This window comes from Brevundimonas sp. AVps5, assembly GCF_058681515.1.
Window position 1 is genome coordinate 1,576,276 of record NZ_CM178740.1, and the last position, 24,935, is coordinate 1,601,210.

General features: G+C 66.8%; 26 protein-coding genes. 6 read left to right on the top strand and 20 right to left on the bottom strand.

Annotated elements, in window-relative coordinates; all coding sequences use genetic code 11:
* The first annotated feature begins 173 nt into the window (after positions 1-173).
* Positions 174-1,340: a hypothetical protein gene (locus tag ACW18A_RS08125; RefSeq protein WP_492024262.1), complete on the top strand. Its 1,167-nt coding sequence runs from the start codon at positions 174-176 to the stop codon at positions 1,338-1,340.
* Here ACW18A_RS08125 and ACW18A_RS08130 read toward each other — a convergent pair.
* The 5 genes from ACW18A_RS08130 to ACW18A_RS08150 all read right to left on the bottom strand — a co-directional run bounded on the left by ACW18A_RS08130 (position 1,324) and on the right by ACW18A_RS08150 (position 5,218).
* Positions 1,324-1,818 (bottom strand): CC0125/CC1285 family lipoprotein, encoded by a 495-nt coding sequence (locus ACW18A_RS08130; RefSeq protein WP_492024263.1) that lies wholly within the window; start codon positions 1,816-1,818, stop codon positions 1,324-1,326. The two genes, ACW18A_RS08125 and ACW18A_RS08130, sit on opposite strands and share 17 nt — an antisense overlap.
* 446 nt (positions 1,819-2,264) lie before the next feature.
* Positions 2,265-2,996, bottom strand: coding sequence for an RluA family pseudouridine synthase (locus tag ACW18A_RS08135; protein ID WP_492024264.1), 732 nt, complete (start codon positions 2,994-2,996; stop codon positions 2,265-2,267).
* A 9-nt stretch (positions 2,997-3,005) separates the two neighbouring features.
* Positions 3,006-3,446 (bottom strand): hypothetical protein, encoded by a 441-nt coding sequence (locus ACW18A_RS08140; RefSeq protein WP_492024265.1) that lies wholly within the window; start codon positions 3,444-3,446, stop codon positions 3,006-3,008.
* 69 nt (positions 3,447-3,515) lie between these two features.
* Positions 3,516-3,911: a VOC family protein gene (locus ACW18A_RS08145; RefSeq protein WP_492024266.1), complete on the bottom strand. Its 396-nt coding sequence runs from the start codon at positions 3,909-3,911 to the stop codon at positions 3,516-3,518.
* Positions 3,908-5,218: a replication-associated recombination protein A gene (locus ACW18A_RS08150; protein WP_492024267.1), complete on the bottom strand. Its 1,311-nt coding sequence runs from the start codon at positions 5,216-5,218 to the stop codon at positions 3,908-3,910. The genes ACW18A_RS08145 and ACW18A_RS08150 overlap by 4 nt, the downstream gene beginning before the upstream one ends.
* A gap of 71 nt (positions 5,219-5,289) precedes the next feature.
* On the opposite strand from ACW18A_RS08150, the gene ACW18A_RS08155 reads away from it, so the two are divergent.
* Positions 5,290-5,706 (top strand): VOC family protein, encoded by a 417-nt coding sequence (locus ACW18A_RS08155; protein WP_492024268.1) that lies wholly within the window; start codon positions 5,290-5,292, stop codon positions 5,704-5,706.
* 36 nt (positions 5,707-5,742) lie between these two features.
* Here ACW18A_RS08155 and ACW18A_RS08160 read toward each other — a convergent pair whose 3' ends face one another.
* Both ACW18A_RS08160 and ACW18A_RS08165 read right to left on the bottom strand, forming a co-directional pair.
* A complete protein-coding gene (locus ACW18A_RS08160; RefSeq protein WP_492024370.1) occupies positions 5,743-7,131 on the bottom strand; it encodes a Do family serine endopeptidase in 1,389 nt (462 codons plus the stop codon).
* Positions 7,132-7,189: 58 nt separating this feature from the next.
* On the bottom strand, positions 7,190-7,327 hold the full coding sequence (locus tag ACW18A_RS08165) for a hypothetical protein (RefSeq protein WP_492024269.1): 138 nt from the start codon (positions 7,325-7,327) through the stop codon (positions 7,190-7,192).
* 105 nt (positions 7,328-7,432) lie between these two features.
* On the opposite strand from ACW18A_RS08165, the gene ACW18A_RS08170 reads away from it, so the two are divergent.
* Entirely contained in the window at positions 7,433-9,514 is a 2,082-nt protein-coding gene (locus ACW18A_RS08170; protein WP_492024270.1) for a phosphocholine-specific phospholipase C, read from the top strand.
* A gap of 4 nt (positions 9,515-9,518) precedes the next feature.
* Here the strand turns inward: ACW18A_RS08170 and ACW18A_RS08175 are convergent, their stop codons facing one another.
* The gene (locus ACW18A_RS08175; RefSeq protein WP_492024271.1) at positions 9,519-10,712 is read right to left on the bottom strand and encodes a carboxynorspermidine decarboxylase; all 1,194 of its coding nucleotides are present in this window, start codon (positions 10,710-10,712) and stop codon (positions 9,519-9,521) included.
* Between the two features lie 3 nt (positions 10,713-10,715).
* Positions 10,716-11,921 (bottom strand): saccharopine dehydrogenase family protein, encoded by a 1,206-nt coding sequence (locus tag ACW18A_RS08180; RefSeq protein WP_492024272.1) that lies wholly within the window; start codon positions 11,919-11,921, stop codon positions 10,716-10,718.
* A gap of 224 nt (positions 11,922-12,145) precedes the next feature.
* Here ACW18A_RS08180 and ACW18A_RS08185 point away from each other — a divergent pair, with 224 nt between their 5' ends.
* Together ACW18A_RS08185 and ACW18A_RS08190 are read left to right on the top strand one after the other, a co-directional pair.
* Entirely contained in the window at positions 12,146-13,072 is a 927-nt protein-coding gene (locus ACW18A_RS08185) for an ABC transporter ATP-binding protein (protein WP_492024273.1), read from the top strand.
* Entirely contained in the window at positions 13,062-13,937 is an 876-nt protein-coding gene (locus ACW18A_RS08190) for a hypothetical protein (RefSeq protein WP_492024274.1), read from the top strand. The genes ACW18A_RS08185 and ACW18A_RS08190 overlap by 11 nt, the downstream gene beginning before the upstream one ends.
* Here the strand turns inward: ACW18A_RS08190 and ACW18A_RS08195 are convergent.
* A complete protein-coding gene (locus ACW18A_RS08195; RefSeq protein WP_492024275.1) occupies positions 13,909-14,826 on the bottom strand; it encodes a LysR substrate-binding domain-containing protein in 918 nt (305 codons plus the stop codon). The two genes, ACW18A_RS08190 and ACW18A_RS08195, sit on opposite strands and share 29 nt — an antisense overlap.
* 73 nt (positions 14,827-14,899) lie before the next feature.
* On the opposite strand from ACW18A_RS08195, the gene ACW18A_RS08200 reads away from it, so the two are divergent.
* Complete coding sequence (locus ACW18A_RS08200) at positions 14,900-15,022, top strand: hypothetical protein (RefSeq protein ID WP_492024276.1); 123 nt, start codon at positions 14,900-14,902, stop codon at positions 15,020-15,022.
* A 39-nt stretch (positions 15,023-15,061) separates the two neighbouring features.
* Here the strand turns inward: ACW18A_RS08200 and ACW18A_RS08205 are convergent, their stop codons facing one another.
* The 10 genes from ACW18A_RS08205 to ACW18A_RS08250 form a co-directional block, all read right to left on the bottom strand.
* A complete protein-coding gene (locus tag ACW18A_RS08205; RefSeq protein ID WP_492024277.1) occupies positions 15,062-17,455 on the bottom strand; it encodes a TonB-dependent receptor in 2,394 nt (797 codons plus the stop codon).
* Between the two features lie 186 nt (positions 17,456-17,641).
* Positions 17,642-17,809, bottom strand: a complete 168-nt coding sequence (locus tag ACW18A_RS08210; RefSeq protein ID WP_492024278.1) for a hypothetical protein — start codon at positions 17,807-17,809, stop codon at positions 17,642-17,644.
* 92 nt (positions 17,810-17,901) lie between these two features.
* Positions 17,902-18,363 carry a GNAT family N-acetyltransferase gene (locus tag ACW18A_RS08215; protein WP_492024279.1) on the bottom strand — a complete coding sequence of 154 codons (462 nt, stop codon included), beginning with the start codon at positions 18,361-18,363 and terminating at the stop codon, positions 17,902-17,904.
* Positions 18,364-18,454: 91 nt separating this feature from the next.
* The gene (rplQ, locus tag ACW18A_RS08220) at positions 18,455-18,874 is read right to left on the bottom strand and encodes a 50S ribosomal protein L17 (RefSeq protein WP_303695910.1); all 420 of its coding nucleotides are present in this window, start codon (positions 18,872-18,874) and stop codon (positions 18,455-18,457) included.
* A 106-nt stretch (positions 18,875-18,980) separates the two neighbouring features.
* Complete coding sequence (locus tag ACW18A_RS08225) at positions 18,981-20,000, bottom strand: DNA-directed RNA polymerase subunit alpha (protein ID WP_425990967.1); 1,020 nt, start codon at positions 19,998-20,000, stop codon at positions 18,981-18,983.
* Positions 20,001-20,096: 96 nt separating this feature from the next.
* The gene (gene rpsK / locus ACW18A_RS08230) at positions 20,097-20,486 is read right to left on the bottom strand and encodes a 30S ribosomal protein S11 (RefSeq protein WP_013268944.1); all 390 of its coding nucleotides are present in this window, start codon (positions 20,484-20,486) and stop codon (positions 20,097-20,099) included.
* A gap of 9 nt (positions 20,487-20,495) precedes the next feature.
* Positions 20,496-20,864, bottom strand: coding sequence for a 30S ribosomal protein S13 (rpsM, locus tag ACW18A_RS08235; protein ID WP_492024280.1), 369 nt, complete (start codon positions 20,862-20,864; stop codon positions 20,496-20,498).
* A 122-nt stretch (positions 20,865-20,986) separates the two neighbouring features.
* Complete coding sequence (locus ACW18A_RS08240) at positions 20,987-23,449, bottom strand: zinc-dependent metalloprotease (RefSeq protein ID WP_492024281.1); 2,463 nt, start codon at positions 23,447-23,449, stop codon at positions 20,987-20,989.
* A 112-nt stretch (positions 23,450-23,561) separates the two neighbouring features.
* Entirely contained in the window at positions 23,562-24,302 is a 741-nt protein-coding gene (locus ACW18A_RS08245; RefSeq protein WP_492024282.1) for an energy transducer TonB, read from the bottom strand.
* A gap of 62 nt (positions 24,303-24,364) precedes the next feature.
* On the bottom strand, positions 24,365-24,931 hold the full coding sequence (locus tag ACW18A_RS08250; protein WP_492024283.1) for an adenylate kinase: 567 nt from the start codon (positions 24,929-24,931) through the stop codon (positions 24,365-24,367).
* Positions 24,932-24,935: the final 4 nt, after the last annotated feature.

Below are 24,935 nucleotides of genomic sequence, written 5' to 3' on the forward strand. Positions count from 1 at the left end.
GATCGAGGCCTTATACCTCCACACACGCCTGCGTCACCTGACTGAAACTTCACTTGCCGCGCCACAGGGTTAACGGCGATACCGAAGCTTCGCGTTGGGAGAGAACCCGTTCGGTCCGGCAACGGGTTCTGCCATAGTGCCGGGTCAAGGTCGCAAGGGTCACACCGTCCGTCATGTCGCACGACGATCATCAAACGCCCCAGCCGGGCCCGAACCTCGACATCCCGGTGTCGCCGCCCGCCCCGCCTCCGGGTACGGCCGACGTTCCGAACCGTCCTGTCCCGGCGGCCATGCCGTCGGACCAGCCGCAGCCTACAGTTTCGGACGACGGCATCCTGCGTCCGATCCAGGAGAGCGATTATTTCACCCTGGATCCGGAAGCCATCCGGATCATCTCGGCCAATATCGACCATTATTTCAACCAGCCGCTGGATATCTTTCCGTTCTGGGAGACCGAGAACAAGCCGGACCGTTTCCACGTCCTGTTCACCCGGCAGATCGAGGAACGCTTCCCCGTCGATGAAGACATCCGGGGCCGCATCCACGGATACGGGCGACGCGTGTTCAACGCCTTGCGCGTTCATGTGATCACCAAGCGACTGACCCAGGGCCTCGCTCTGATCGCGTTCGCGGCCATGGCCGTCCTTGGACCCGGCCTGTTCGCCGAGTGGACCGGCGGGCAGCCGCAGGGGTTGGGTCTGGCGGTTCTGGGCATGCTGATCTCGGTCGGCATCTTCTTCGGCGTCTCTTCGATCCTGTTCGTCCAGTACCGGTTCCGGCTGGAGAACGATTCCTATGAACTGTCCCGCGAGGTGGTTCAGCGGACGCGGGAGTTGCAAAACCTGTTCACAAATGCGCGGGCCCTGTCGGACCAGGCCGAGACCCAGTTCCAGATGGACGGCAAGGGCTGGGGCCAGCGCGCCCTGTTCCTGACCCGATTGGTGATGTGGATCGGCGCGCGCATGGAATACCTGGAAAAGTTCGCCCAGATGGAACTGTGGCGCGTGCGGCGGGAACGCTACTGGATGCGCTGGGTCGCGCGGATCACGACACCGTTCGTCCTGCTGGTCTGGCTGGCCGTCTTCGCCTTCTGGCCCGCGCCTGCCGCCAACGAGGTCGGCTTCCGGGTCCTGCAGCTGGTCGCCCTGGGTATGGGGCTGCTGGTGTCCTGGCTGTCCTACTTCAACTGGCGGACCCCGACCGCCGCGGTGAAGGACAAGCTCGGCGTGGAAGGCTGGGTCCGGTACGCGTCTCTGGACGTCGACAATACGATCGGCGACCAGGTCCGGCGCGACAAGGAACGTCTCGTCGAATACCGGGCCCTCACTCGCGGCCGCTGAGGGAATACCGGACCTCGCGCGCTTCATAGGCCTCGCCCCGATCGGGGCGGGCGCCTCGGCCGAGGCGGATTTCAAGGACGGTCGAGGTCGGCGCCGGGCCTTCGAAATTCAGGCCCACGCCCACGCCTGACGACGAATATCGATAGCCTCCAAATCTGCCCGAGCCGCCTCCATAGCCCATGGAGATGCTGGGCCGGACGCCGCCGGCGCTATCCGGACGGCCGTCGACAAAGCGCTGGGTCACCTCGAACCAGTCGTAGCTCTGTTCGATGGTCAGGTCGGCCGCGCGCAGCAGGGCCATGTCGGCGACCGGCCCCGACGCGCCGACGCCGTTGTAGGTGACGCGGTAGCGGTCGCTCTCGATCCGCTGTTCGGAATAGCCCTGCCTGTTTGGTCCAGGCCGGGGTCCGTAGGGGGCGAGGCTGGCGCAGGCCGCCAGCGACAGGGCGACCGTAGCGACGACGAGGGTGCGGATCATGGGCGGAGTCCTTTCGCACGGATAAGCGCTGTGGGCGGGCGAGCCGTTCCCGATGAACCCGACTCCGAAGAATTCAGTCCAGATAGTCCACTGAGTCTCGCTGGCGCGAACCCGGAAGCACCGTCCAAAGGCTCCGAACCGTTCGCCCATGGTGATCCCCTCCGCATGAACGGATCAGTATGAGGGCGTTTCAGGGCGTGATGGATAAAAGGCCTCTCGTCAGGGCCGGGCCTTGATTTGATTGAGCGAATCAATGCGTCCGTTGATGGGTATTGCCTGTCTTCCTTCTCCCCCTGCGGGAGAAGGTGGCAGCCGAAGGCTAACGGATGAGGGGTCACGCCGATGGCTGGAGTGAGGGTAGGCGAGGCTGATTTCAAACGTCAGCATGACCCCTCATCCGACCTCGCTTCGCTCGGCCACCTTCTCCCGCAAGGGGAGAAGGGACGCTAGATCTTCAGCCCCATCGCCTCGGCCAGTGCTTTGAAATCCTCCGGCGGGTCAGCCGTCACCGTGCGGTCGCCGCCTTCAGGGTGCGGGAACCTCAACGACGCGGCGTGCAGCATCAGCCGGGGCGCGCCCCTGCCCGCGGCTGTCAAAGCCCCGCCGTAACGGACGTCGCCGACCAGAGGCCGGCCGATGTGGGCCATGTGGACGCGAAGCTGGTGCATCCGGCCGGTGAAGGGCTGGAGCTCGATCAGGGCGCCGTCCTCGCTGGACGACAGGGTCCGGTATTTGCTGCGCGACCCCTGGGCGCCTTTCGTATCGAAGGCGGCGACGCGCATGTAGCTTTCCCGGCCGATCTCCTGACGCACCAGGGGGACATTGATGTCGCCGCTGGCGGGCTCGGGCGCGGCTGACACGAGCGCCAGATAGGTCTTGGTCAGCCTGTGCGCCTGGATCGCCTTGCCGAGGAAGCCGGCGGCCGGTTTGGTTTTCGCTGCGAGAATGACGCCGGACGTGTCGCGATCCAGCCGGTGGACCAGGTCCGGCCGCTTGCCGTTCGAGCGCGCGAAGGCCCACAGCAGGTCGTCCAGCGTATGGGCCTGGATCCGGCCGCCCTGGCTGGACAGGCCTGCGGGCTTGGCGAAAGCGATCGTCGAGGCGTCCTCGTGGATGACCCACGAGCGGACGGCGGCGATCTCTTCAGGCGAAAGGGTGACGGGGGTGCGGTCGGACACCCCCGCCGGTTAGCGGAGAACGCCCCGCTTGCCCATCGTCCAGGCGTACAAGAGCAGGAAGGCGGCGATAAAGACGATGACCCAGGGCATCCAGGCCATGACGGCCATTTCAGGCGGCAGGCCGGGCATGGGGTTGATCAGGCCGAAGATCAGGCTGGTGGCGGCGCCGATCAACGACAGGGCGAAGGCATGGACCGCCCATTTCATGCGAAGCAGCAGCAGGACCGACCCCGCGAGGGCACCCCACACCCCGAGCGTCCACGGCACATACATCCACGTCGGCATGGCCATGAAGTAGTCGATCATGGGCTGGGTCATGCCCGAGGCGCGCAAATAGGTCTCGCCCTGGGTGTTGGTCATGATGAAATCAAAACCGCCGTAGCCGTTCCACAGCAGGCTCAGCACGCCCACCAGCCACAGGTGCCAGGGCGTCTTCGTTCCGTCAGCCATCGTCCCCTCCCAAGGATCGCGTGAACGGCAAAGCTATGCCGTTCACGCGAGGCGAACAATGAACGGTGATCAGTCAGATGCGGGACGAACCCTCCACGGGGGATCAATCCGGTTCTGCCCCGCGAAATACAGACACAGGCGGTTTCCATCCGGATCGCGCAACCACGCCTCTCGCCACAGCCAGCGCTGGTCCACGGGATCGTTGTCAAACGTCACGCCCGCCGACTTCAGCCGCGCGACACGGGCATCGAGATCGTCGCACTCGAAATAGACCCCCGTCCCGCCGGGCGTTACCGTCTGAGCGAGATGGATCGAAAATGTCGCTGCACGTTCGTTTGGAGAGGCTGGACAGACGAACCGCGCATAATGATCGCTCGACACGATCAGGATTAGACCCAGTCGCTCGTAAAATGCTCTCGAGCGCTCGATATCCCTTACGTCCAGCGTGACCTGGTTGATATTCATTCCCTGTTCCCCTGCATTGCCGCCCGCATCTGCGCCCAGCGTTCCAGCCGCGCCTTGATCTTCTCCTCGTGCCCCTCGCCTTTCGGGACGTAGAAGACGCGCCGCTCCATCTCGTCGGGGAAGAAGTTCGCTCCGGAGAAGCCCTCCTCGGTGTCCGGGTCGTACTGATAGCCCTTGCCGTAGCCGAGCGACTTCATCAGCTTCGTCGGCGCGTTGCGGATATGGGCCGGCGGCATCAGGGAGCCGGTCTCGGCCGCCGCCTTCTTCGCTGCCTTGAAGGCCTCGTAGACCGCGACCGACTTGGGCGCGGTCGCCAGATGGACCACCGCCTGGGCCAGGGCCAGTTCGCCCTCGGGACTGCCGAGGAAGTCGTAGGTGTCCTTGGCCGCATTGGCGACCATGATCGACAGGGGGTCCGCCTCGCCGATGTCCTCGACCGCCATCCGCACGATCCGGCGCGCCAGATAGAGGGGATCCTCGCCGCCGTTCAGCATCCGCGCCAGCCAGTAGAGGGCCGCGTCCGGGTCGGAGCCGCGAACCGATTTATGCAGTGCGGATATGAGGTTGTAGTGTTCTTCTCTCGACTTGTCGTAGGCGGGCGCGCGGCGTTGCAGGGTTCCCGCCAGGGCCTGGACGTCCAGCACCGGCTCGGCCGGCAGGGCGAACAGGGTCTCGGCCATGGTCAGCAGATAACGGCCGTCGCCGTCGGCCAAGGCTGTCAGGGCGTGACGCGCCTCGGGCGTCAGAGGCAGGGCCTGCCGCTCCTGCGCCTCGGCCCGCGTCAACAATTGATCGAGCGCCGCGTCGTCGAGACGTTTCAGTACGAAGACCTGGCTGCGCGAGAGAAGAGCCCCGTTCAGCTCGAACGACGGGTTCTCGGTCGTGGCCCCGACAAGGGTGACGACCCCCTCCTCCACGAACGGCAGAAAGCCGTCCTGCTGGGCGCGGTTGAAGCGGTGGATCTCGTCGACGAACAGGAGCGTGGACTGACCGGCGGCGCGGCGGACCCGCGCCTGTTCAAAGGCCTTCTTCAGGTCGGCGACGCCGGAGAAGACCGCCGAGATCTGCTGGTACTGGTAGCCGGCGGCCCTGGCCAAAAGCCGTGCGATCGTGGTCTTGCCGGTGCCGGGAGGCCCCCACAGGATCATGGAGCCGAGCCGGCCGGCCTCGATCATGCGCCGGATCGGCCCGCCTTCACCCAGCAGGTGATCCTGGCCCACCACTTCGTCGAGGGTGGCCGGGCGCAGGCGATCCGCCAGCGGCGCGTCGGGGGGATGGATGCCGGAGGCTTCGAACAGGTCGGTCATGAACGGTCAGATGTAGGCGTTCGCAACGGTGATTTCACGCGCTACAATGCGGGCCAATCAAAGGAGTTCGCATGGAACGCGTGGATGCGCCCCGGCCTCTGACCGGCGTGACTCCGTATCTGAGTATCGCCTCGCGCGGCGGTCAGGCGGCGGCGGAGTTCTATGCCCGCGCCTTCGGGGCCGTCGAGGTCCGGCGCATGCTGGCCGAGGATGGCGAGCGGCTGATCCACGCCCACCTGCATATCAACGGCGGCAGCGTGATGCTGTCGGACGAGTTTCCGGAATACGGCATGGACGTGGATGTCGTGCCGAAATCGGTGACCATCCACCTCTTCGTCGACGACGCCGACGAGTGGTGGGCCCGGGCGATCACCGCCGGCTGCGTGCCGATCCAGCCGCTGGCGGACCAGTTCTGGGGCGACCGCTACGGCCAGGTCAAGGATCCGTTCGGTCACTGCTGGTCGGTCGGGGCGCCGATCAAGGGCTGACGCCACGACCGCTGCGCGGGGTCAGCGAAGCCTGTCCTACCCCACGACGCCGCGAAGCTGACGGCCGTCACGCTGAATGGTGAGTTGGGCACGGCCGGTGAGGCCCCGCAACAGGGCGACCGAGGCCGGGCGATTGTTGATCGCCACGATCAGATCGCCTTCGCGCAGGCCCCAGTTGGCGGCGCGGCCCGATACCCCGGTCACGACCGGGATGGCGGCGAAGGGGTCGTTGGCGAGGGCGTCAGCTTCGGCCGGACTGACGGCCGAGACTCGCAGGCCCACGAGCGGTCCCTGGGCGATGGCGACCGACGGTGCGCGCTGCGCTTCGCCCGGAAGGGGCAGGACGCGCGCGTTGATCGTCTGGCTGCGGCTCTCGCGCAGGACGGTCACGGCGACCGTCTCGTTCGGGCTGCGGGTGCCGACGCGGAAGTTCAGGCCGGCCTGGTCGTGGACCTCGGCACCGTCCAGCGCCGTGATGACGTCACCCTCGCGCAGACCCGCACGCGCGCCCGGACCGCCGGACCAGACTTCGGTGACGATCAGGCCCTGGGGCCGGGCCATGCCGAGCGACCGGGCGATCTCGGCCGAGACCGTGTCGCCCTTCACACCCAGCCAGGGCCGGACGACCGCCGTCTCGCCGCCGAGGGCGGAATCGACCACGCGCCGCACCATCGAGGCCGGCACGGCGAAGCCGACGCCCGCCGACGAGCCGGAGCGCGAGAAGATGGCCGTGTTTATGCCGATGACGTCGCCGTCCATGTCGACCAGGGGACCGCCGGAGTTGCCGGGATTGATGGCCGCGTCGGTCTGGATGAAGGAGCCCGAATCCGAGATGCCGGTCTCGGTCCGGTTCAGGGCCGAGATGATGCCGTTGGTCACCGTCTGGCCGACGCCGAACGGATTGCCGATGGCCAGGACCAGGTCGCCGACCTCCTGTTCCTCGCGGTCGTCGATGGCGAGGACGGGCAGTTGTTCGGTGACGCCCTGAAGCTGGAGCACGGCGATGTCGGAGCGCTCGTCGGCGAGGATGACCTCGGCCGGGTATTCGCGGCGGTCGTTGAGGACGACCCGGATCTGGGTCGCGCCTTCGATAACGTGGTTGTTGGTCACCACGATGCCGTCGGAGCGGATGATGACGCCGGACCCTGCGGATTCCGCCACCCGCTGCTGGGGCATGCCGCCGCCGAAGAACTGGAAGAAGGGATCGGCCTGGACCCGCTGGACCGAGCGGGCGGAGATATTGACCACGGCCGGGGCCGCCTCGCGCACCACGGGGGCGAAGCTCTGTTTCATTGAGGTGGAGTCAGTGGGCGTCTGGCGGTCCGTGGGTTCGGCGAAGACGCCGTCCTGGGCCCTTGTGGAGTTGGCGTTGCCACAGGCGGCCAGCGTCAGGGCCGCCGCGAGGGCGATCATCGAAGTCTTCATCGTCGTCCGGAAGTCAGCCATGGTCAGGGCCCTATATCTGCCCCGCTTTCGGGCCGGATCAAGGCGTGGTCGCCGCCCCGGCGCGTTCGGTCTTCCGACCCCCGGGCCAGCCCGGCACAGCGGCCATGGAGAAGGCCAGGTCCGCGCTGGAGATCAGGATCACGGGCCGGTGCCCCTCGGGGTTCAGGGTCGACATGGGGCGGAGGGTCTTGCCGGGCCAGGTCGGTTTGTCTTCAGGCGCGGCGTCATGCCGCGTTCGCACGACCGTGGTTAGAAGACGACGCCTATTCTGGAGAGATCAATGCCCCTGGACCGCCGTCGTCTTCTGCTCGCTGCCGGGGCCTCGGCCTTCGCGCCGGCCATCGCCCGGGCCATGAGCATCCCCGCCGACGTCCGAACCGGCACGGTGTCGGATGTCGATCATGTCGTGATCCTGATGCAGGAGAACCGGTCGTTCGATCACTATTTCGGGGCGATGAAGGGTGTGCGCGGCTTTGGCGACCGCTTCCCGATCCCGGTCGCGGAGACGCCCGACCGCAAAAACGGAACCTGCTGGGTCCAGGCCAATCCCGGCCGTCCCGGTCGACCGGCGGTCATCGCCCCGTTTCCGCTGAACACGGCGGAGGACTTCCGACTGATGCGCGTCGAGGGCACGCCGCACAGCTGGTCCGACGCCCAGGCGGCCTGGGACGAGGGTCGAATGGCGGCCTGGCCGGTCGCCAAGACCGAGCATTCGATGGGCTATTTCCGGCAGAAGGACATCCCCTTCCAGTACGCCCTGGCCGAGGCCTTCACGGTCTGCGATGCCTACCATTGCTCGATGCAGACGGGCACCAACTCAAACCGGCTGTTCCTGTGGACCGGGACGAACGATCCGTCAGGCACGAAGGGGGGTCCATCGATCTCCAACTCACACGACGCACTTGTCGCCGACGGCGGCCATCCGGACTCGTATCGCTGGACGACCTACCCGGAGCGACTCCTGGAGGCCGGGGTGAGCTGGCGCATCTATCAGGACATGGCCGACAACTTCACCGACAACCCCGTGGCCGGATTCCAGACCTTCCGTGACAGCCATGACGGCAAGCCCGGGTCGGATCCACGCCTCGCGCAACTGGGGCTCTCGACCCGCAGGCTGGACGGGCTGCGCGAGGACGTGTTGACCGGTGCCCTGCCCCAGGTGTCGTGGATCGTCGCCCCGGCCGCGGCATCGGAACACCCCGGCCCCTCCAGCCCGGTCCAGGGCGCGGACTACACCGCCCAGGTCATCGAGGCCCTGACCGCCGATCCGGCCGTCTGGGCCCGCACGGTCCTCTTCATCATGTTCGACGAGAACGACGGCTTCTTCGACCACGTCCCGCCGCCCGCGCCGCCCTCCGCCGATGGCGGCGGATCGACCGTCGACACGACCGGCGAATACCACCTGGAGACCACGGCCAGCGAGGCCGCGACCGAACGGCCGGAGTTCACGGGCCGGCCCTATGGCCTGGGGCCACGCGTGCCGATGTATGTCGTCTCGCCCTGGAGCCGGGGCGGCTGGGTCAGTTCGGAGGTGTTCGACCACACCTCGGTGATTCGCTTTGTGGAGACCCGATTCGGAGTCCAGGAGCCGAACATCTCGCCGTGGCGGCGCGCGGTGTGCGGCGACCTGACCGGCGCCTTTGACTTCCGCACGCCCAATGCCTCCTTCCCGCCTCTGCCGACGACCGCCGCCCTGGCCGCCCGGGCGGCCGCCCTGCCCGGCCGGACCGCGCCGGCGACGCCAGAGACGCCCGAGCCGCCGGTCCAGGCGACCGGCGTGCGTCGCTCCCGCGCTCTTCCCTATGATCTCGCGGTCGCGGAACAGGTCGTGGAGGGTGCCCTCGGTCTGACCTTCCGCAATCGGGGCCGGTCGGCCGCCGTCCTGCACGTCTATGACCGGTTGCGGCTGGAGACGGCGCCGCGGCGCTTCACGGTCGGGGCGGGAGCCCGGATCGACGGGGTCTGGGAGGCGGGTCCCTATGACCTGTGGATTCTCGGTCCGAACGGCTTCCATCGTCATTTCGTCGGAGATCCCGGGCGTGATGCCCTGACGCTGACGGTGGAGCCAGGTGCCGACGGCCGTGACCTGGTCCTGACGATCGCCAATACCGGCGACCGGGAACGACGGATCGAGGCCTCGGCCGACCCCTATGGACCTGTGGCGGCTCCCTGGGGCCTCTCGATCGCGCCGGGTGCGACGGCCGTGCGGCGCGCCAGCCCCGCGATGGCCGAGGGCTGGCACGACATCTCCATGCGGGATGGCGAGGGCTGGGTGCGGCGTGTCGCCGGCCGCATCGAGTTCGGAGCGGACTCGATCAGCGACCCGGCCATGGGCGGCCCGGCGCAGATGACGCGCGCCTGAGCCTTCAGGAGAGCCGGTCGCGGAAGTCGGGGTAGTCGAACTGTCGGACCAGCCGCAGGGCGTCGGTCTCCGAGTTCCAGAGCCCGATGGCCGGAAGGGGCACGCCGTTGAAGGTCGTCGTCTTGACCATCGAATAGTGGGCCTGATCGAGGAAGGCGATCCGCGTACCTGCCACCGGCGGCGTAGCGAATCGGTAGTCGCCGATGATGTCGCCGGCCAGGCAGGACGGCCCGCCCAGCCGGAAGGCGACGCCCTCCTCCACTTCCCCAAGCAGGGCCGGACGGTAGGGCGCCTCGATCACATCGGGCATGTGGCAGGTCGCCGAGATGTCGGTGATGGCGATCGGCAGGCTGTTCTCGAAGGTGTCCAGCACCTCTCCGACCAGGATGCCGGCGTCCAGCGCGATGGCCTCGCCCGGCTCGATATAGACCTCGACCCCATGCCGCTCGCCGATCATCCTGAGGAAGGCGGCGAGGCCGTCACGGTCGTAATCGGCGCGCGTGATGTGGTGGCCGCCGCCGAGGTTGAGCCATTTCACTGACGGCAGCAGGGCCTCCAGCTTCGGCTCCAGCGAGGCCCAGATGCGTTGCAGCGGCTCGAACCCCTGTTCGCACAGGGCATGCAGGTGCAGGCCGTCGACGCCCTCCAGATGTTCGGGCTTCAGCTGCGAGGCGGGGAAGCCCAGCCGCGAGCCGAACTGGCACGGATCGTATTTGGCGACCTCGGCCTCGGAGTGTTCGGGGTTGAGGCGAAGGCCGATGTCGAAGGTCTCGCCGGCCCCGCGGGCCTCGGCGATCAGGTCAGCGAAGCGGGCGATCTGGTTCGGGGTGTTGAAGATCACCGAGTCCGAAAGGCGCAGGATCTCCGGCAGGTCCCCGGCCTTGTAGGCCGGCGAATAGGTGGTCAGGTGACCCTTGTAGAACTCGCGCGCCAGCCGCGCCTCCCACAGGCCCGAGGCGCAGACCCCGTCCAGATACTCCTCAACGAGGTCGGCCAGCGACCACATCGAAAAGGCTTTCAGCGCCAACAGGACCTTTGCGCCACCGGCCGCCCCGACGCCCTTCAGGATCGACAGGTTGCGACCCACCGCCGCCTCGTCGACGACGAAACAGGGCGACGGCACGCGGCCGAGGTCGAAGCGGGCGAAGGCCCCGGGACCGCCCGCCTTCGTCTCCATGGCACCGGAAGGGGTGTGCATCGATCAGAACGCCAGCGGTGTGGCCAGCTCCCGCACCTTCCACGGCAGGCCGTGCCTGTTCAGCATATCCATGAAGGGATCAGGATCCAGCTGCTCCATGTTGAACACGCCCGCCCCCTTCCACTGGCCGGTCAGGACCATGGCGGCCCCGATCATGGCGGGCACGCCGGTGGTGTAGCTGACCGCCTGGTTGCCGGTCTCGGCGTAGGCTTCTTCGTGGTCGCAGATGTTGTTGACGTAGACCGTCTTCTGCACACCGTCCTTCAGGCCGGTCGCGATGGTTCCGATGTTGGTCTTGCCCCTGGTCAGCGGCCCCAGCGAGGACGGTTCGGGCAGAAGGGCCTTCAGGAACTCGATCGGGATGATCTCCCGGCCCTGAAACTGCATCGGCTCGATCGAGGTCATGCCGATGTTCTCGAGCACCTCGAGGTGTTTCAGATAGGAGTCGCCGAACGTCATCCAGAAGCGGATGCGGCTGATCTCCGGGTAGAATTTCGCCAGCGATTCCAGTTCCTCATGGTACATGAGGTACATGTTCTTTTCGCCCACCTGGTCGAAGTCGAACACCTGTTTGCGGGTCAGGGCCGGGCCCTCGATCCACTGGCCGTTCTCCCAGTGACGCGATGGGGCGGTCACTTCACGCAGGTTGATCTCGGGATTGAAATTGGTCGCGAACGGCAGACCGGTGTCGCCGCCGTTGCAGTCCAGGATGTCGAGCGTCTCGATCGAATCCAGCAGATGCTTCTTCGTGTACGTCGTGAACACCGAGGTCACGCCGGGATCGAAGCCTGAACCCAGAAGGGCCATCAGACCGGCCTCCCTGAAGCGGTCCTGATAGGCCCACTGCCACCTGTATTCGAACTTCGCTTCCTCGCGCGGCTCGTAGTTGGCGGTGTCCATATAGTGGACCCCCGCCGCGAGGCAGGCGTCCATGATGTTGAGGTCCTGGTACGGCAGGGCCAGGTTGACCACGATCGCAGGCTTGACGGCCTTGATCAGGGCGGTGGTGGCCGCCACGTCATCGGCGTCGATCGCCGCCGTGTCGATGACCACGCCGGTGCGTTCCTTCACCGAGACGGCGATGGCGTCGCATTTCGACTTCGTCCGCGAGGCCAGTGTGATGTGCGAGAAGATGTCGGCGTTCATCGCCATCTTGTGGACGGCGACGGAGCCTACGCCCCCTGCCCCGATTACGAGAACCCTGCTCATCTCATGCACTCCTGAAGTCTGCACCACCTGAAACCCGTCACGTCGACGCGTTGGGGAGGGGTCCTATACGAGGATGGCGCTGCTCGTAACCGTCTGTGGTCCTGTTTTACGTTCCCGGGCGTGCTTATCGCGATCCCTGGAGAACCAATCGGGGCCCCGAACCTGTCGGAAGCTTAATCCTCCACACGCTTGCCGTGCGAGTCTCGCCGGGGCAAGCTTTGCCCATGAACGCTGTCATCGAAACCCGGAACCTGACCAAGACCTACGGGACGGTTCGCGCCCTGGACGGGCTGAGCCTGACCATCCCCCGCGGCGGGGTCTATGGCGTGCTGGGCCCGAACGGGGCCGGCAAGTCGACCCTGTTCCGCATCCTGCTGGGCCTGATCCGGCCGACCGACGGCGAGGCCACCGTCATGGGCGGGCGGATCGGCGACGTCGCGGCATCCCGCCGCATGGGTTCGATGATCGAGACGCCGCGTTTCCCGCCCTTCATGACCGCGCGCCAGGTCCTGGTCTGGCTGTCTTCCGCACACGGTCTGACACCGGATGCCGCACGCGTCGCCGGATGGCTGGAACGCGTAGGCCTGACCGAGGCTGCGGATCGCAAGGTGCGGGGCTTCTCCGTCGGTATGCTGCAGAGGCTCGGCGTCGCGGCCGCCCTGATCACCGAGCCGGAGCTCGTCATCCTCGATGAGCCGACCAGCGGCATGGATCCGCCCGGCATCCAGGAAATGCGCGCCCTGATCCGCGCCCTGTCCGAGAAGGACGGCATTACCGTGATCCTGGCCAGCCACCAGCTGCTGGAGGTCCAGCGCGTCTGCGACCGCGTCGCCATCCTGAACCGGGGCAAGCTGGTGCGCGAAGGCCTGGTCTCCGAACTGACGGCCTCCGGCGAACGGCTGAGGCTGTCGGTGACACCGATCTCGAAGACGCTGGAGATCGTGTCGAGCCTGGCCGGTGCCTCAGCCGTGCTGGAGGCTGACGCCGTCATGGCCACCCTGCCCCGGGCCGACGTCCCGGCCCTGCTGCGCGCCCTGGTCCAGGGCGGCGTCGACATCGACGAGGCCCGCTGGATCGGCGCCGATCTGGAGAGCGTCTTCATGAGCGAGACCGGCTCCGTGCAACACCCGGAGACGATCCATGCTGGCTGATTCCGTCTTCTCCGAGTTTTACCGCCTGATGCGGAACCGCATGGCGGTGTTCTGGTCCGTCCTGTTCGTGCCGCTGTTGTTCATAGGGGGCGGCATCGTCTTCCACCTCGTGACCAAGTCACGCATGGAAGAGGTGACGGGGGACCTGTCTGCCACCGGCGTCGCTGCGACGGCGCAGGTCAAGTCCGTCGAGGATCTGGGGCAGGATCTGTTGACCCTCGCCGGCTTCGTGGCGAACGGGGCCATCCTGGTCTTCATGCTGATCGGTGCGTCAACACTCTACGCAGGGGACTACCGCTGGGAGACGTGGCGGCTGACGAGCGCCCGCAACAGCCGGATCAATCTGATCCTGGGCAAGGTCGCCGTGTTCAAGATCCTGACCCTGATCTCCATCGCGGTTTTCATCGTCGCAGGCCTGATCTTCTCGGTCTCCGGCGCCGTGATCAACGGGTTGGCCCTGGCCTTCACCTTCGACGGCGACGACACCGGGTCGTTCGCTCTCACCCTGCTGCTCGGCTACGTCCGGATCATCCAGTACGCGATGATCGCCCTCTTGGCGGCGGTCATGACGCGGTCGCTGCTGGCTGCCCTGTTCGTGCCGGTCGTGCTCGGCTTTGCCCAGACCCTTCTCGGCGGACCGGGCCTGCCCCTGCTCGGCTGGGAGCCGACGGGCTGGCCGGCGCAACTGCTGTTGCCGGGCCTGGCCTTCGACACCCTGAAGGCGGTCGTCGGACCGGACGGCGCGCCTGCCGGAATGCCCGAGGGCATGGTGATCAAGGCCCTCATCAGCCTCGCCCTGTGGACGCTGGCCCCGCTGGCGGGTGCCATCGCCTGGTTCAATCGCCAGGACCTGTCGAAAGAATAGGCGGGGGCGGACTGACAGACCCTTCCGCGACCAGCCAGTCGCGGAAGGCGTCGACCGAGGCGTCCAGGCGACCCTCCGGCCGCAGGAAAACGAATTTCGACGGCCGCTCGGCGAAGCCGAAGGGCGCGACCAGCCGTCCGGCGGCCACATCGGGCGCAACGAAAGCCCAGGGCGCGATAGCCGCGCCCATGCCGGCGGCGGCGGCCTCGATCATCGAATTGTTGTGCTGGAACTCCCGCTCCTGCGGGGCGGGAGGCAGGCGGACGCCGACCAGGTCGCTCCACACGGCCCAGCTCTCGCGGAAGGTCGAGGCGTGCAGCCGCGGGAGCCGCCCCATGGCCTCGATGGTCGTGCCGGGCGGCATCAACGACGGCGCACCGACCGGCCCCTGGTACTGGCGCAGAAATGGCGTCGCCTCCTGCCGCTTCGCCTCCTGACCCGGATTGAATATGCGGATCGCTCCGTCCAGCCGTGCCTTGGTGAAATCAACGGCGGCATAGGACTCCGACACCTTCACCCGGATCTCGGGATACAGGGCCATGAACCCCGGCAGCCGCGGGATCAGCCATTTCAGCGCGAAGGTGCCGAGGCAGGAGATCTCGATCTCGCGCCGGTCGTCGCGACGCGCCGACTCCACGGCGTCATTAATGGTCGCGAAGGCACCCGCCAGCCGCGCCGCAAGCTCCACCCCGGCCGGTGTCAGGGTCAGCCGATGTCGGGGGCCGACCACCAGGGCAACGCCGAGATGGTCCTGCAGCGCCGCGACCTGGCGGCTGACGGCACCGTGGGTGACACAGAGTTCGGCCGCCGCCGTCGTCATCCCTCCATGCCGCGCGAAGGCCTCGAAGGCGCGAAGGGCGTTGAGCGGCGGCAGGGCGGCGGACTTCATGTGATCTCAGCTCACAGACTCCCGCCGGTTTAATCGATTTCGGCGCGCAGGCAATTCGGATTGAAGCTGATCGATGCCCCTGTTCGACAAAGACCCGCCCCCGCCCCCGCCCCACCGGACCCTGTGGGATCGCATCCTCTATGTCATCGCCGCCGTCGCGATCTGGGCCGCAGTGCTGTACTGCGCCCTGGGCTGAATCGGGCCGGTCCGCACGCGCGGACCGGCCCTGTCAGTCTCAGAACGAACGGCGCAGCGTCACGCCCATGGTGCGCGGCGCACCCACCGAATAGCCGAGGCGCGCCCGGCCGCCGCGTTCGCGGTCGAACGACATCAGAGGGTTCTCGTCGAAGGCGTTGTTCAGATAGACGACCGCCTCCACGCCGTTGTCGAACTCGACGCCGGCGGCGATGTTGAACAGCTCGTAGCTGGGCAGTTCCAGATCGACGATCGTCGCCCGCGTGCCCGTCGCCCCGCCGAACGGCAGGCCGGACGTGAAGGAGCGCGGATTGTTCTCCTGGTCGCTGGCCTGGGTGTAGCGGCTGCCGACATGCTGGAACGAGGCCGTGACATAGGCCGGCATGCCACCGGCCAGGTCGAAGCTGTAGGTGGCGTTCAGCGCCAGCTGCAACTCCGGCACCGACGGCAGGCGATTGCCCTCACGGATACCGCCGATCACGGCACCCGAGCCATCCCGAACGGTCGAATCGAATTCCGCCTGGACAAAGCTGCCCGAGAAGCCGAGCTCGAGATTGTCGCTCACCAGGGTCGAGAGCTCCAGTTCCACCCCTGCGGTGTGAGCCTCGGGCACGTTGAACACGATCCGCGACGAGCAGGAGCCGGCGTCGAGCGTCGTCTGCAGGTTCTCGATGTCCGTGTAGAAGACAGCCGAGTTGAGAGTAACCGCGCCGAAACGTGACTTTACTCCTGCCTCGTAGTTCCACAGGGTCTCGTCCTCATAGGACTGGAAGCCGCCGAATATGGCGCGGTCAGAGGCCGAGCACAGCGGGATGTTGAGCGGATCATTGACCCCGCCGAGGCGGAAGCCCTGGGCCGCCTGGGCGTTGAAGGTAACGTTGTCCGACGCCTCGTAGCTGACCAGGACACGCGGGGTGAAACCGCTGGACTCGGTCGTATCGGTGCGGCGGTCGCCGTTGGCGAACAGGCCGCCGGAGGTGAAGCTGCGGGTTTCCGAGAAGTCGTAGAATCGACCGCCGCCGGTGACGGTCAGCTGGCCGAAGGCGTAGCTGGCTTCGCCGAACACAGCCATCTGTTCTATGTCGTAAGGCAGCAGGGCGTTGTAGGGCGAGTTCGGACCGAAGCCGTTGCGCGTTGAGGCCGAGGTTCCCACGCCCAGGCGAGCGTCGGTGGCGGCGTCGTATCCCGGTGTCGGCAGAGTCTGCTGGTAGACGCGATCGACCTGGGAATAGAAGGCTCCGACAAGCCACTGGAACGCACCGTCGCCGGTTGAGGCCAGGCGCAGCTCCTGCGACGTCTGCTCCAGCTCCGTGGTGTCGCGCAGATTCGACGGCAGCATGACGGCTGCGGCAGGGAAGCCGAGATCCACCGACACCGAACCCGTCAGGGCGCTGGCGTCGCGGCTGACCAGAATGTCGCGGTTGATGTAGCTTGTGACAGAGGTGAGCTCGACCCCACCGAGATCGACGCTGGCCGTCAGGTCGGCCAGGAAGGTCTCGTCGCTGAACGACTCGTCCAGCAGCAGGAACTGCTCGCGCTCGCCGAAGGCGACAGCCGGGCGGGTGGTGGTGAACGGGTTAGCGTAGAGGTTGAAGACCTCCTGACGATTGAAGCCGGCGGTCTCAATCTCCTGATAGACGAGACGCGGCGCGATCGAGACGGAGTCGTTGGGCTGGAACAGAAGGCTGATGCGACCGCCTGTCCGGCTGCCGTCGTTGATGTTCTCCTCGATGCGGCCGCCCTCGCGTCGGGCATCGATGAAACCGGCGTATTCGGTGTGGTAGCCAACAATCCGCAGGGCGGCAGTATCGCCGAGCGGCAGGTTGACCGCGCCCTTCAGATGGCCGCCGGCGTCGTCCTCCTCGACGACGTTGATGTTGGCCTCCAGCAGCCCCTCGGTCACGCCCAGAACCGGCTGATTGGTGATGTATCGTACCGTGCCGCCTACCGAACCGGAGCCGAACAGGGTCCCCTGGGGACCGCGAAGCGTCTCGACCCGGTTGAGGTCGAACAGGTCGAGGTCAGGGGTGAACAGCGAAAGCGAGATCACGCTTTCGTCCAGATAGACGCCCACCTGTTCCTTCACGCCCGGCTGGTCGCGCACGACCTGGCCGGCGGACACGCCGCGCACGGAAACCTGGCTCTGGCCTGGCCCCAGGTTCTGGATCGAAAGACCGGCCACGTTCCGGGACAGATCTTCCAGCGTGACCGCGCCGGAGCGCTGGATGTCTTCCTGGGTCTGGGCGTTGATCGAGAAGGGCACGTCCTGGATCGTCGAGGCGCGCTTGGTGCCGGTGACGATAATCTCGTCGAGACTGGTGGCATCCTGGCTGTCCTGGGCCACCGCGGTTCCGGACGAGACCGTCAGGGCGACGACGCAAGCCGCCGACAGCAGCATGGATCGAGTCGTATTCCTGGGTGAAGCTGCGAGCATTTTTCCCTCCCTGGGTTTTGATTGGCGGCAAGCTATGCCGCTCCCGGAAGGTTGCCCATAGGGCAAGTCAATCCGGACGCGAATTTCCGATCGGCGTCGTGGTTTTGTCACAAGCAAGTGGTGTCAGTCTTCTTCTGGCGCACCAACGGGGAAACAGGACCGGAACGGCCGGCCCATGCACCGCACCTATAGCTCGAGGTCGGGATCAGTCGAGATCATCGGCGTCGTCGGCGAGATCTGTTCGATGATGATAGAGGCCTCGGCGAAACGGCGGGCACCGTCCTTCAGCACCGGGAACTGGCCGAACGGGCACAGGGCGCGCAGTTCGACCAACGCCCCGTCGCCCTCCCGCATCCGCCGCTCAAACGACAGGTCCGTCTCGCAGAAGGCGACGATGGCCTTCTGGGATCAGGACGAGACCGGATGGCTTTGGAGGATCGGGTCGCTCACAGGCGCTTCTCCATCCAGACATTGCAGCGGGCATAGGGCGTCGGCTGCGGCGGCAGATCGACGAAGCCGAACCGTTTGTAGAGGGCGATGGCGTGGGACTGGGAGCTATTGGTCTCCAGATACAGGCGCGGCGCGCCGGCGGCGCGGGCGTGGGCCTCGCAGGCCTCCAGCAGACGACGGCCGAGTCCGAGGCCCTGGACGTCCCTCGCCGCGGCCATCTTGCCGACCTCGAAGCTGCCGTCCGGCATGGCCATCAGCGAGCAACACCCGACGGCCTCGCCATCGCGCTCGGCGATGAAGATGACGCCGCCTTTCGACAGGATCGATCCGTCAGGATCGTCGAGCACCAGCCGATCCTTGGCCTCGATGACGTAGCCGCCGTCGAGGATCCAGTATTCGTTCAGAGCAACCCAGGCGGCGGCGTGGTCGGGTCGGTACGGGACGATCAGGATGCGCATCAGCGTCACCGTGCACCGGAGAGCCAAAAAGCAAAAGGGCGCCCCGATCGCTCGGGCCGCCCTTTCAATAGCTCAACCGTGGCGTCGAAGCCTACGCTTCGTCGTCGCCCTCGATCGCATAGACCGGACCGGAGTCCAGGCCCTTGGCGTCGACGTCGCGATCGACGAACTCGATCACGGCCATTGGGGCGTTATCGCCGTGGCGATAGCCGGCCTTCATGATGCGGATGTAGCCGCCGTTGCGTTCGGCGTAGCGCGGGCCGATCGTTTCGAACAGCTTGCCGACCTGGGTCACGTCACGGACGTGGCTGATGGCCTGACGACGGGCGTGCAGGTCGCCCTTCTTGCCGAGGGTGACCAGCTTTTCGACGAAGGGGCGAAGCTCCTTGGCCTTGGGCAGGGTGGTCGTGATCTGCTCGTGCTTGATCAGCGACGCAGCCATGTTGGCGAACATGGCGGTCCGGTGGCTGGCCGTACGGCCGAGCTTGCGATAGGCGGCGCCGTGGCGCATCGGGGTCTCTCCTACTCCGGCCCGGGTTTCCCTCTTCAGGGACCTTTGACCGCATTCATTCTAACCGCTCCGATGACCAACAAACGGTCCGGGCGGAGGGTTGAAACTAGATCTGGTCGTCGAATTTCTTGGCGAGGTCTTCGATGTTTTCCGGGGGCCAGTTCGGCACATCCATGCCGAGCGACAGACCCATGGAGGTCAGCACTTCCTTGATCTCGTTCAGCGACTTGCGGCCGAAGTTCGGGGTGCGAAGCATTTCGCCCTCGGTCTTCTGGATCAGGTCGCCGATGTAGACGATGTTGTCGTTCTTCAGGCAGTTGGCCGAACGGACCGACAGTTCCAGTTCGTCGACCTTCTTCAGCAGGGCCGGGTTGAACGGCAGATCGGGCTTGCCGTCCGTCGCTTCCACAGCCTTCTTCGGCTCATCGAAGGTGATGAAGATCTGCAACTGGTCCTGCAGGATGCGCGAGGCATAGGCCACGGCGTCCACCGGCGAGACCGCACCGTTGGTTTCGACTTCCAGCACCAGCTTGTCATAGTCCAGCGACTGGCCCTGACGGGTCGGCTCGACGCGATAGGCGACGCGCTTGACCGGCGAATACAGGGCGTCGACGGCGATCAGGCCGATCGGGGCGTCTTCCGGACGGTTGAACTCAGACGCGACATAGCCCTTGCCGTTCTGGACGGTCAGTTCCATGCGCACCGAAGCGCCGTCATCCAGGGTGCAGATGACGTGGTTCGGGTTCAGCACCTCGATGTCCGCGGGCACGTCGATCTGGCCGGCGGTCACAGGGCCGGGGCCCGTGGCGCGCAGGGTCATGCGCTTGGGGCCTTCGGCGTGCATGCGCAGCGCCAGCTGCTTGATGTTCAGCACGATGTCGACGACGTCTTCCCGAACGCCTTCCAGCGACGAGAATTCGTGGACGACGCCATCGATCTGGATGGCAGTCACGGCCGCGCCTTGCAGCGACGACAGAAGCACACGGCGCAGGGCGTTGCCGAGCGTCACACCGAAACCGCGTTCGAGGGGCTCTGCCACCAGGCGCGCCTTGCGCTGGGCGTCGGAGCCGAGTTCGATCTGCGGCTTCTCGGGACGAATCAGTTCTTGCCAGTTTCGTTCGATCATGGGTGTCCCTCGAATGGAGTTCGCCGGCCCCTCGCTCCTCGTCAGGTGCGTACAGGGCCGGCGGAGAATAGGGTCGGCGGCGGCGGTCGGGTTCGCTTAGACGCGGCGGCGCTTGGGCGGACGGCAACCGTTGTGCGGCATCGGAGTGACATCGCGGATGGTGGTGATGGTCAGGCCGACCGACTGCAGGGCGCGGAGCGCCGACTCACGACCGGAACCCGGACCCGAGACGTTGACTTCCAGCGTCTTGACGCCGTGTTCCTGGGCCTTCTTGCCCGCGTCTTCTGCGGCCATCTGGGCGGCGTAGGGGGTCGACTTGCGCGAACCCTTGAAGCCCATGTGACCCGCCGACGACCACGAGATCGCGTTGCCCTGGGCATCGGTGATCGTGATCATGGTGTTGTTGAAAGACGCATTCACGTGGGCGACGCCCGAGGTGATGTTCTTGCGCTCGCGCTTCTTTACGCGACCCGGTTCCTTGGCCATGTGTCTGTCTTACTTCTTCTTGCCGGCGATCGGCTTGGCGGGACCCTTGCGGGTGCGGGCGTTGGTGTGTGTGCGCTGACCACGGACCGGCAGGCCCTTGCGGTGACGCAGGCCGCGGTAGCAGGCCAGGTCCATCAGACGCTTGATGTTCATCGACACTTCGCGGCGCAGGTCGCCCTCGACGGTGTGATCCTTGTCGATCGTCTCGCGGATCTGCAGGACTTCGGCATCGGTCAGCTGGTTCACGCGGCGCGAGGCCTCGATGCCCACCTTGCCGGTGATGTCCTTGGCGGCGGCGGGGCCGATGCCATGAATGTACTGAAGCGCGATTTCCACGCGCTTGTTGGTCGGAATGTTGACGCCAGCAATACGGGCCACGTAGCTCTCCAGATGCGCGTGATCAGACGCAGAAACCGCTCCGGTCAACAGACCAGGAGCGTGCGCGTCTTTCGCGGAAGCGGGCCTTATACAGGTGATTCAGGTTCCGTCAACCGGGGCGGTTACGTTCCGCAGTGCCAGCAGGCCTCGGCCCCGATCGGACTGCCCGGCGGCGTGGGTGTCTCGACCCGGTTGGCCTCCAGCAACTGGTCCAGACGTTCGCGGTCCTGCAGCAGGGCACCGAGCCAGTGATCGTGGGCCCGCTGGACGGGATCGGCGTTGCGTGAGGCGGCCAGACGGCCGGCGAGGATCTCGAGACGGCCGGAGAAGACCGCCGCCGTAGTGGCGGAGACCTCGTCGGACCGCAGCAGACCGGCGAGCGTCAGGACCGTGCGGGCCTGAACCCGACGCGCGGGCTCGCCGAGGCGGCCGGAGGCGGGCGCGAACACGGCGCTGGTCACCGCGTCAATCGTCTCGGTCAGGCTGAGGGCCGAAGGGTCGCGGCGTCCCATGTCAGTCAGGCGCTCGAGCAGTTCAGGCGCGAACAGGGCGTTGAGGGTGACATCGGCGGCCGCCTCGGCCGCGCTGCCGGCGTCGAAGACGCGCCCCTGACGGGAGGCAAAGACCTCGATGTCGTGCTGGGGGTCGTTTTCACCGGACTGCTGGGCCGCCAGCAGGGCCAGCAGCGTGTCCGGCAGATCAAGCTCCGCTGGCGACAGAGTCGCGATCAGACCGGCGAGCGCCGCGCGCTGCGTCGCGGCCGGAACCGCCGTCGCCGCCTCATGCCCGTCGCCGACGACGGGGTAGGCATAGTCCACGCCCGCCACCAGCTTGGCCACGGCGTCCACCTGGTAGCGATGATAGAGGTAGATCGGCACGAGCCGGCGACGAAGGTCGTTGACGGCTGAACCGGCGGGCAGGTTGTCCAGGCCGAAATGGTCAAGGGCGACGCGACGCACCTGCATCAGGTGATCGAGCTCCGCGACCGGGTCGGGTCCGTTGTCCCACAGACTGCCCCAGGCCTGGGCGTCGCCGCCCACGCGGGCGTCCGGATCTGACACGAAGCGCCAGGTCGCCGCCCCTGCTGCGGCTCGGCGGTCCAGTTCGGTCTGATCGACGTCGGCATAGAGCCAGTCAATGGCGAACCGGTCCCAGCCGCCCATTCCGACAGCGTAGGCGTCCGAAAAGTCCAGACGGTCGCCGTTCACCGCGATCTGCGGCACCGGATAGTCCATCACGGAGGCGCGCCCCTGGGTCGAGGCGGCGAAGTTGTGCAGCAGGCCGATGGCGTGGCCGACTTCATGCGCCGAAAGCTGGCGGATGCGGGCCAGGGCAATGGCCTGCGGATCGTTGGGGCCGCCCGCGCCCGTCTGGTCGGCGCCGACGAGACCTTCGAAGATCAGCATGTCCTGACGGATGCGGAGCGATCCCAGAAGCACGCTGCCCTTGACGATCTCGCCCGTGCGCGGATCGACCACGCTTTGGCCGTAGGACCAGCTGCGGGTCGCGCGGTTGACCCAGTTGATGACATTGTAACGGGCGTCGAGCGAATCGACGCCCTCGGGCAGGACTTCGACGCGGAAGGCGTCGATATAGCCCGCGCGGTCGAAGGCATCGGCCCACCACAGGGCACCCTCGACCAGGGCCGACCGGATCGGCTCGGGCGCGGCGCGGTCGACGTAGAAGACGATGGGCTCGACCACGGTCGAACGGGCCGCAGACGGATCGGTCTTCACCAGCCGGAAGCGGTTGGCGAGGCGGCTGACAATCGGCTCGTCCAGCGGCGCGGAGAAGTCGGTCACGATGGTGCTGATCGCGCCGGTGCGCGGATCATAGGGGCGTGGCAGATAGCCGGCGTCGGGCAGGCGGATGAAGCTATGGCGCACGGTGAAGGTCACCAGCCGAGCATCCGGCGCGATCTGGCGCAGCACCGGGCCTGGGCCGTCGACGGAGAAGGACAGCCGGGCCTCCAGCTCGACATTGTCCGGGAAGGACTTCGCCTGCGACGCATCAACCATCGTCAGGTCGGCGACGGGACGCAGCGTCCCCTGCCCCGCCAGCCCCTGGACGATGCCGTGGGCGTCGCGGGTCACGAAACCGGAGATGTCGACAAGGACGGAACCGTCGGGCGCCGTGGCGACCACGTCACCCGCCCAGATGGTCGAGCCGGCGAAGGCGTCGCGCGCCGCCGCCTGTTCCTCGGCCGAGCCCGCCGGCGCGCGATATCGGGGGTTCTCGAACTCGGCGACGACGCGTTTGCCGATGCGCCGGAAGGCCAGGATGTTGGTCGGTCCGATCTGGGCCCGATCCAGGCCGGTGACCGCCGAGCCGACGCCGGTGCGCAGGGCGGTGTGGTGAATGACCCGGGCCAGGGTCCCGTCAGCGGCAGGCGCGGGCAGTTGCAACAGGACCTTGCCGGACGCTGCATCAGTGAACAGGGTCAGCAGACCGTCCTGACGGATCAGGCCTTCGATGCTCTGGGCATAGGTGGTGGGCGCGGTCTGGGCCGCTGCGGGCAGCGCGGCTGAAGTCATCGCCAGAGCCAGAGCGATCGCCGTCGCTGTCTTGCCGATTCCGAATGCCATGCCGTTCCCTTGTGAAGCGTGGCGGCATTTGGCTGTGATCGGGTAGCGAGTGTCAAACCCTCTCCACCGGGCTCCTCCGCGAAGGCTCTCAAACCAGCCCCGGATCAGTCGCCTACTGGCGGCCGAAATTGACCGTCACGGTGACGCGAAAGCCGTCAACCGGCCGGCCCGATGCCGTGGTTGGCGGGCGGAAACGGAAATGGGTCTCGGCGACCCCCACGGCGGCGTCACCGAAGCCGAAGCCGACGGGAGACTCATCGACGACACGGCAGCCCTCCAGACGGGTGTCAGCCCGGATGACGCAGTTGACCGCGCTACGCCCGGCCCGACGCTGACGCCGCGCCTCTGACGGCACAAAGGCCAGAATCTCGCCGCTCGAAGCGCCACGCAGGATCATGGGCCCCGAGCCGGAACCCGGGCCGTCGCCCTCTCCGGTGCCGGAGCCGGTGCCGGTCCCCTGCCCGCCCAGACCGAGGCCGGTGTTCAGGCTGGCGGTCGAGGACGCGCCGACGACCAGCGTCGGCGTCGGCGCGGGTGTCGGCGGGGCGACCGGCAGTTCGGGCGGACGCTCGGGCGGCTTCGGCGCGACATGCACGCGAGACGGCGCAGCGGGCGCACCTCCTCCGGTCTGGGCGACGGCTGGAGTGACCGGGGTCGGCGGTGGCCTTGGCGGGCGCGGCGTGACCGGGCGGAACAGCTCTACCTCGATCGGCGTGCGCACAGGCACGTCGATCGACTCCACCCGTCCCATGCCGACGGCGGCGAACAGGCCCGCATGGACCAGGACAACCAGCACCACGGCACCGGCCCGGCCCGCACGGCGGGTTCCCTGAAAGGATGGTGGATGGAACACGATCGCTTCTACCATGCCCGGCTGAACGCGCGGGTACGGCGAAGGCTCAACCCCGATTCAGGTCAGGATCGGTCCAGAGCCGCGTCGATGGCCGACGCCACAGTCTCGATCGAGCCCATTCCGTCCACCTCGGTCAGCAGGTCCTTGTCGCCGTAGTATGGCAGAAGGGGCGCGGTGTTGCGGTTGTAGGCTTCCAGACGGACCTTGAAGCTTTCCGGATTGTCGTCCGGACGGCCCTGTTCGGCGAAGCGCTTTGAAATCCGCTCCGTCAGCGCTGCATCATCGACCTTGAGCCGGACCACCCGGTCAATTTGCTTGCCGAGCTTCGCCAGCATGGCGTCCAGGGCTTCGGCCTGGGCGATCGTGCGGGGGAAGCCGTCGAAGATGGCGCCGCCGGCGTCTTCGGCCTCCTTCAGGCGGGCCTCGATCAGGGCGATGACGATGTCGTCGGCGATCAGACCGCCTTGCGCCATGATCTCCTTGCACTGCTGGCCGAGTTCCGAGCCGGAGGCGATCGCCTCGCGCAGCATGTCGCCGGTCGACAGCTGGACCATGCCACGCTGTTCGACCAGCCGCTTGGCCTGGGTGCCCTTGCCGGCCGCGGGGGGCCCGAACAGGATCAGGTTCATGTTC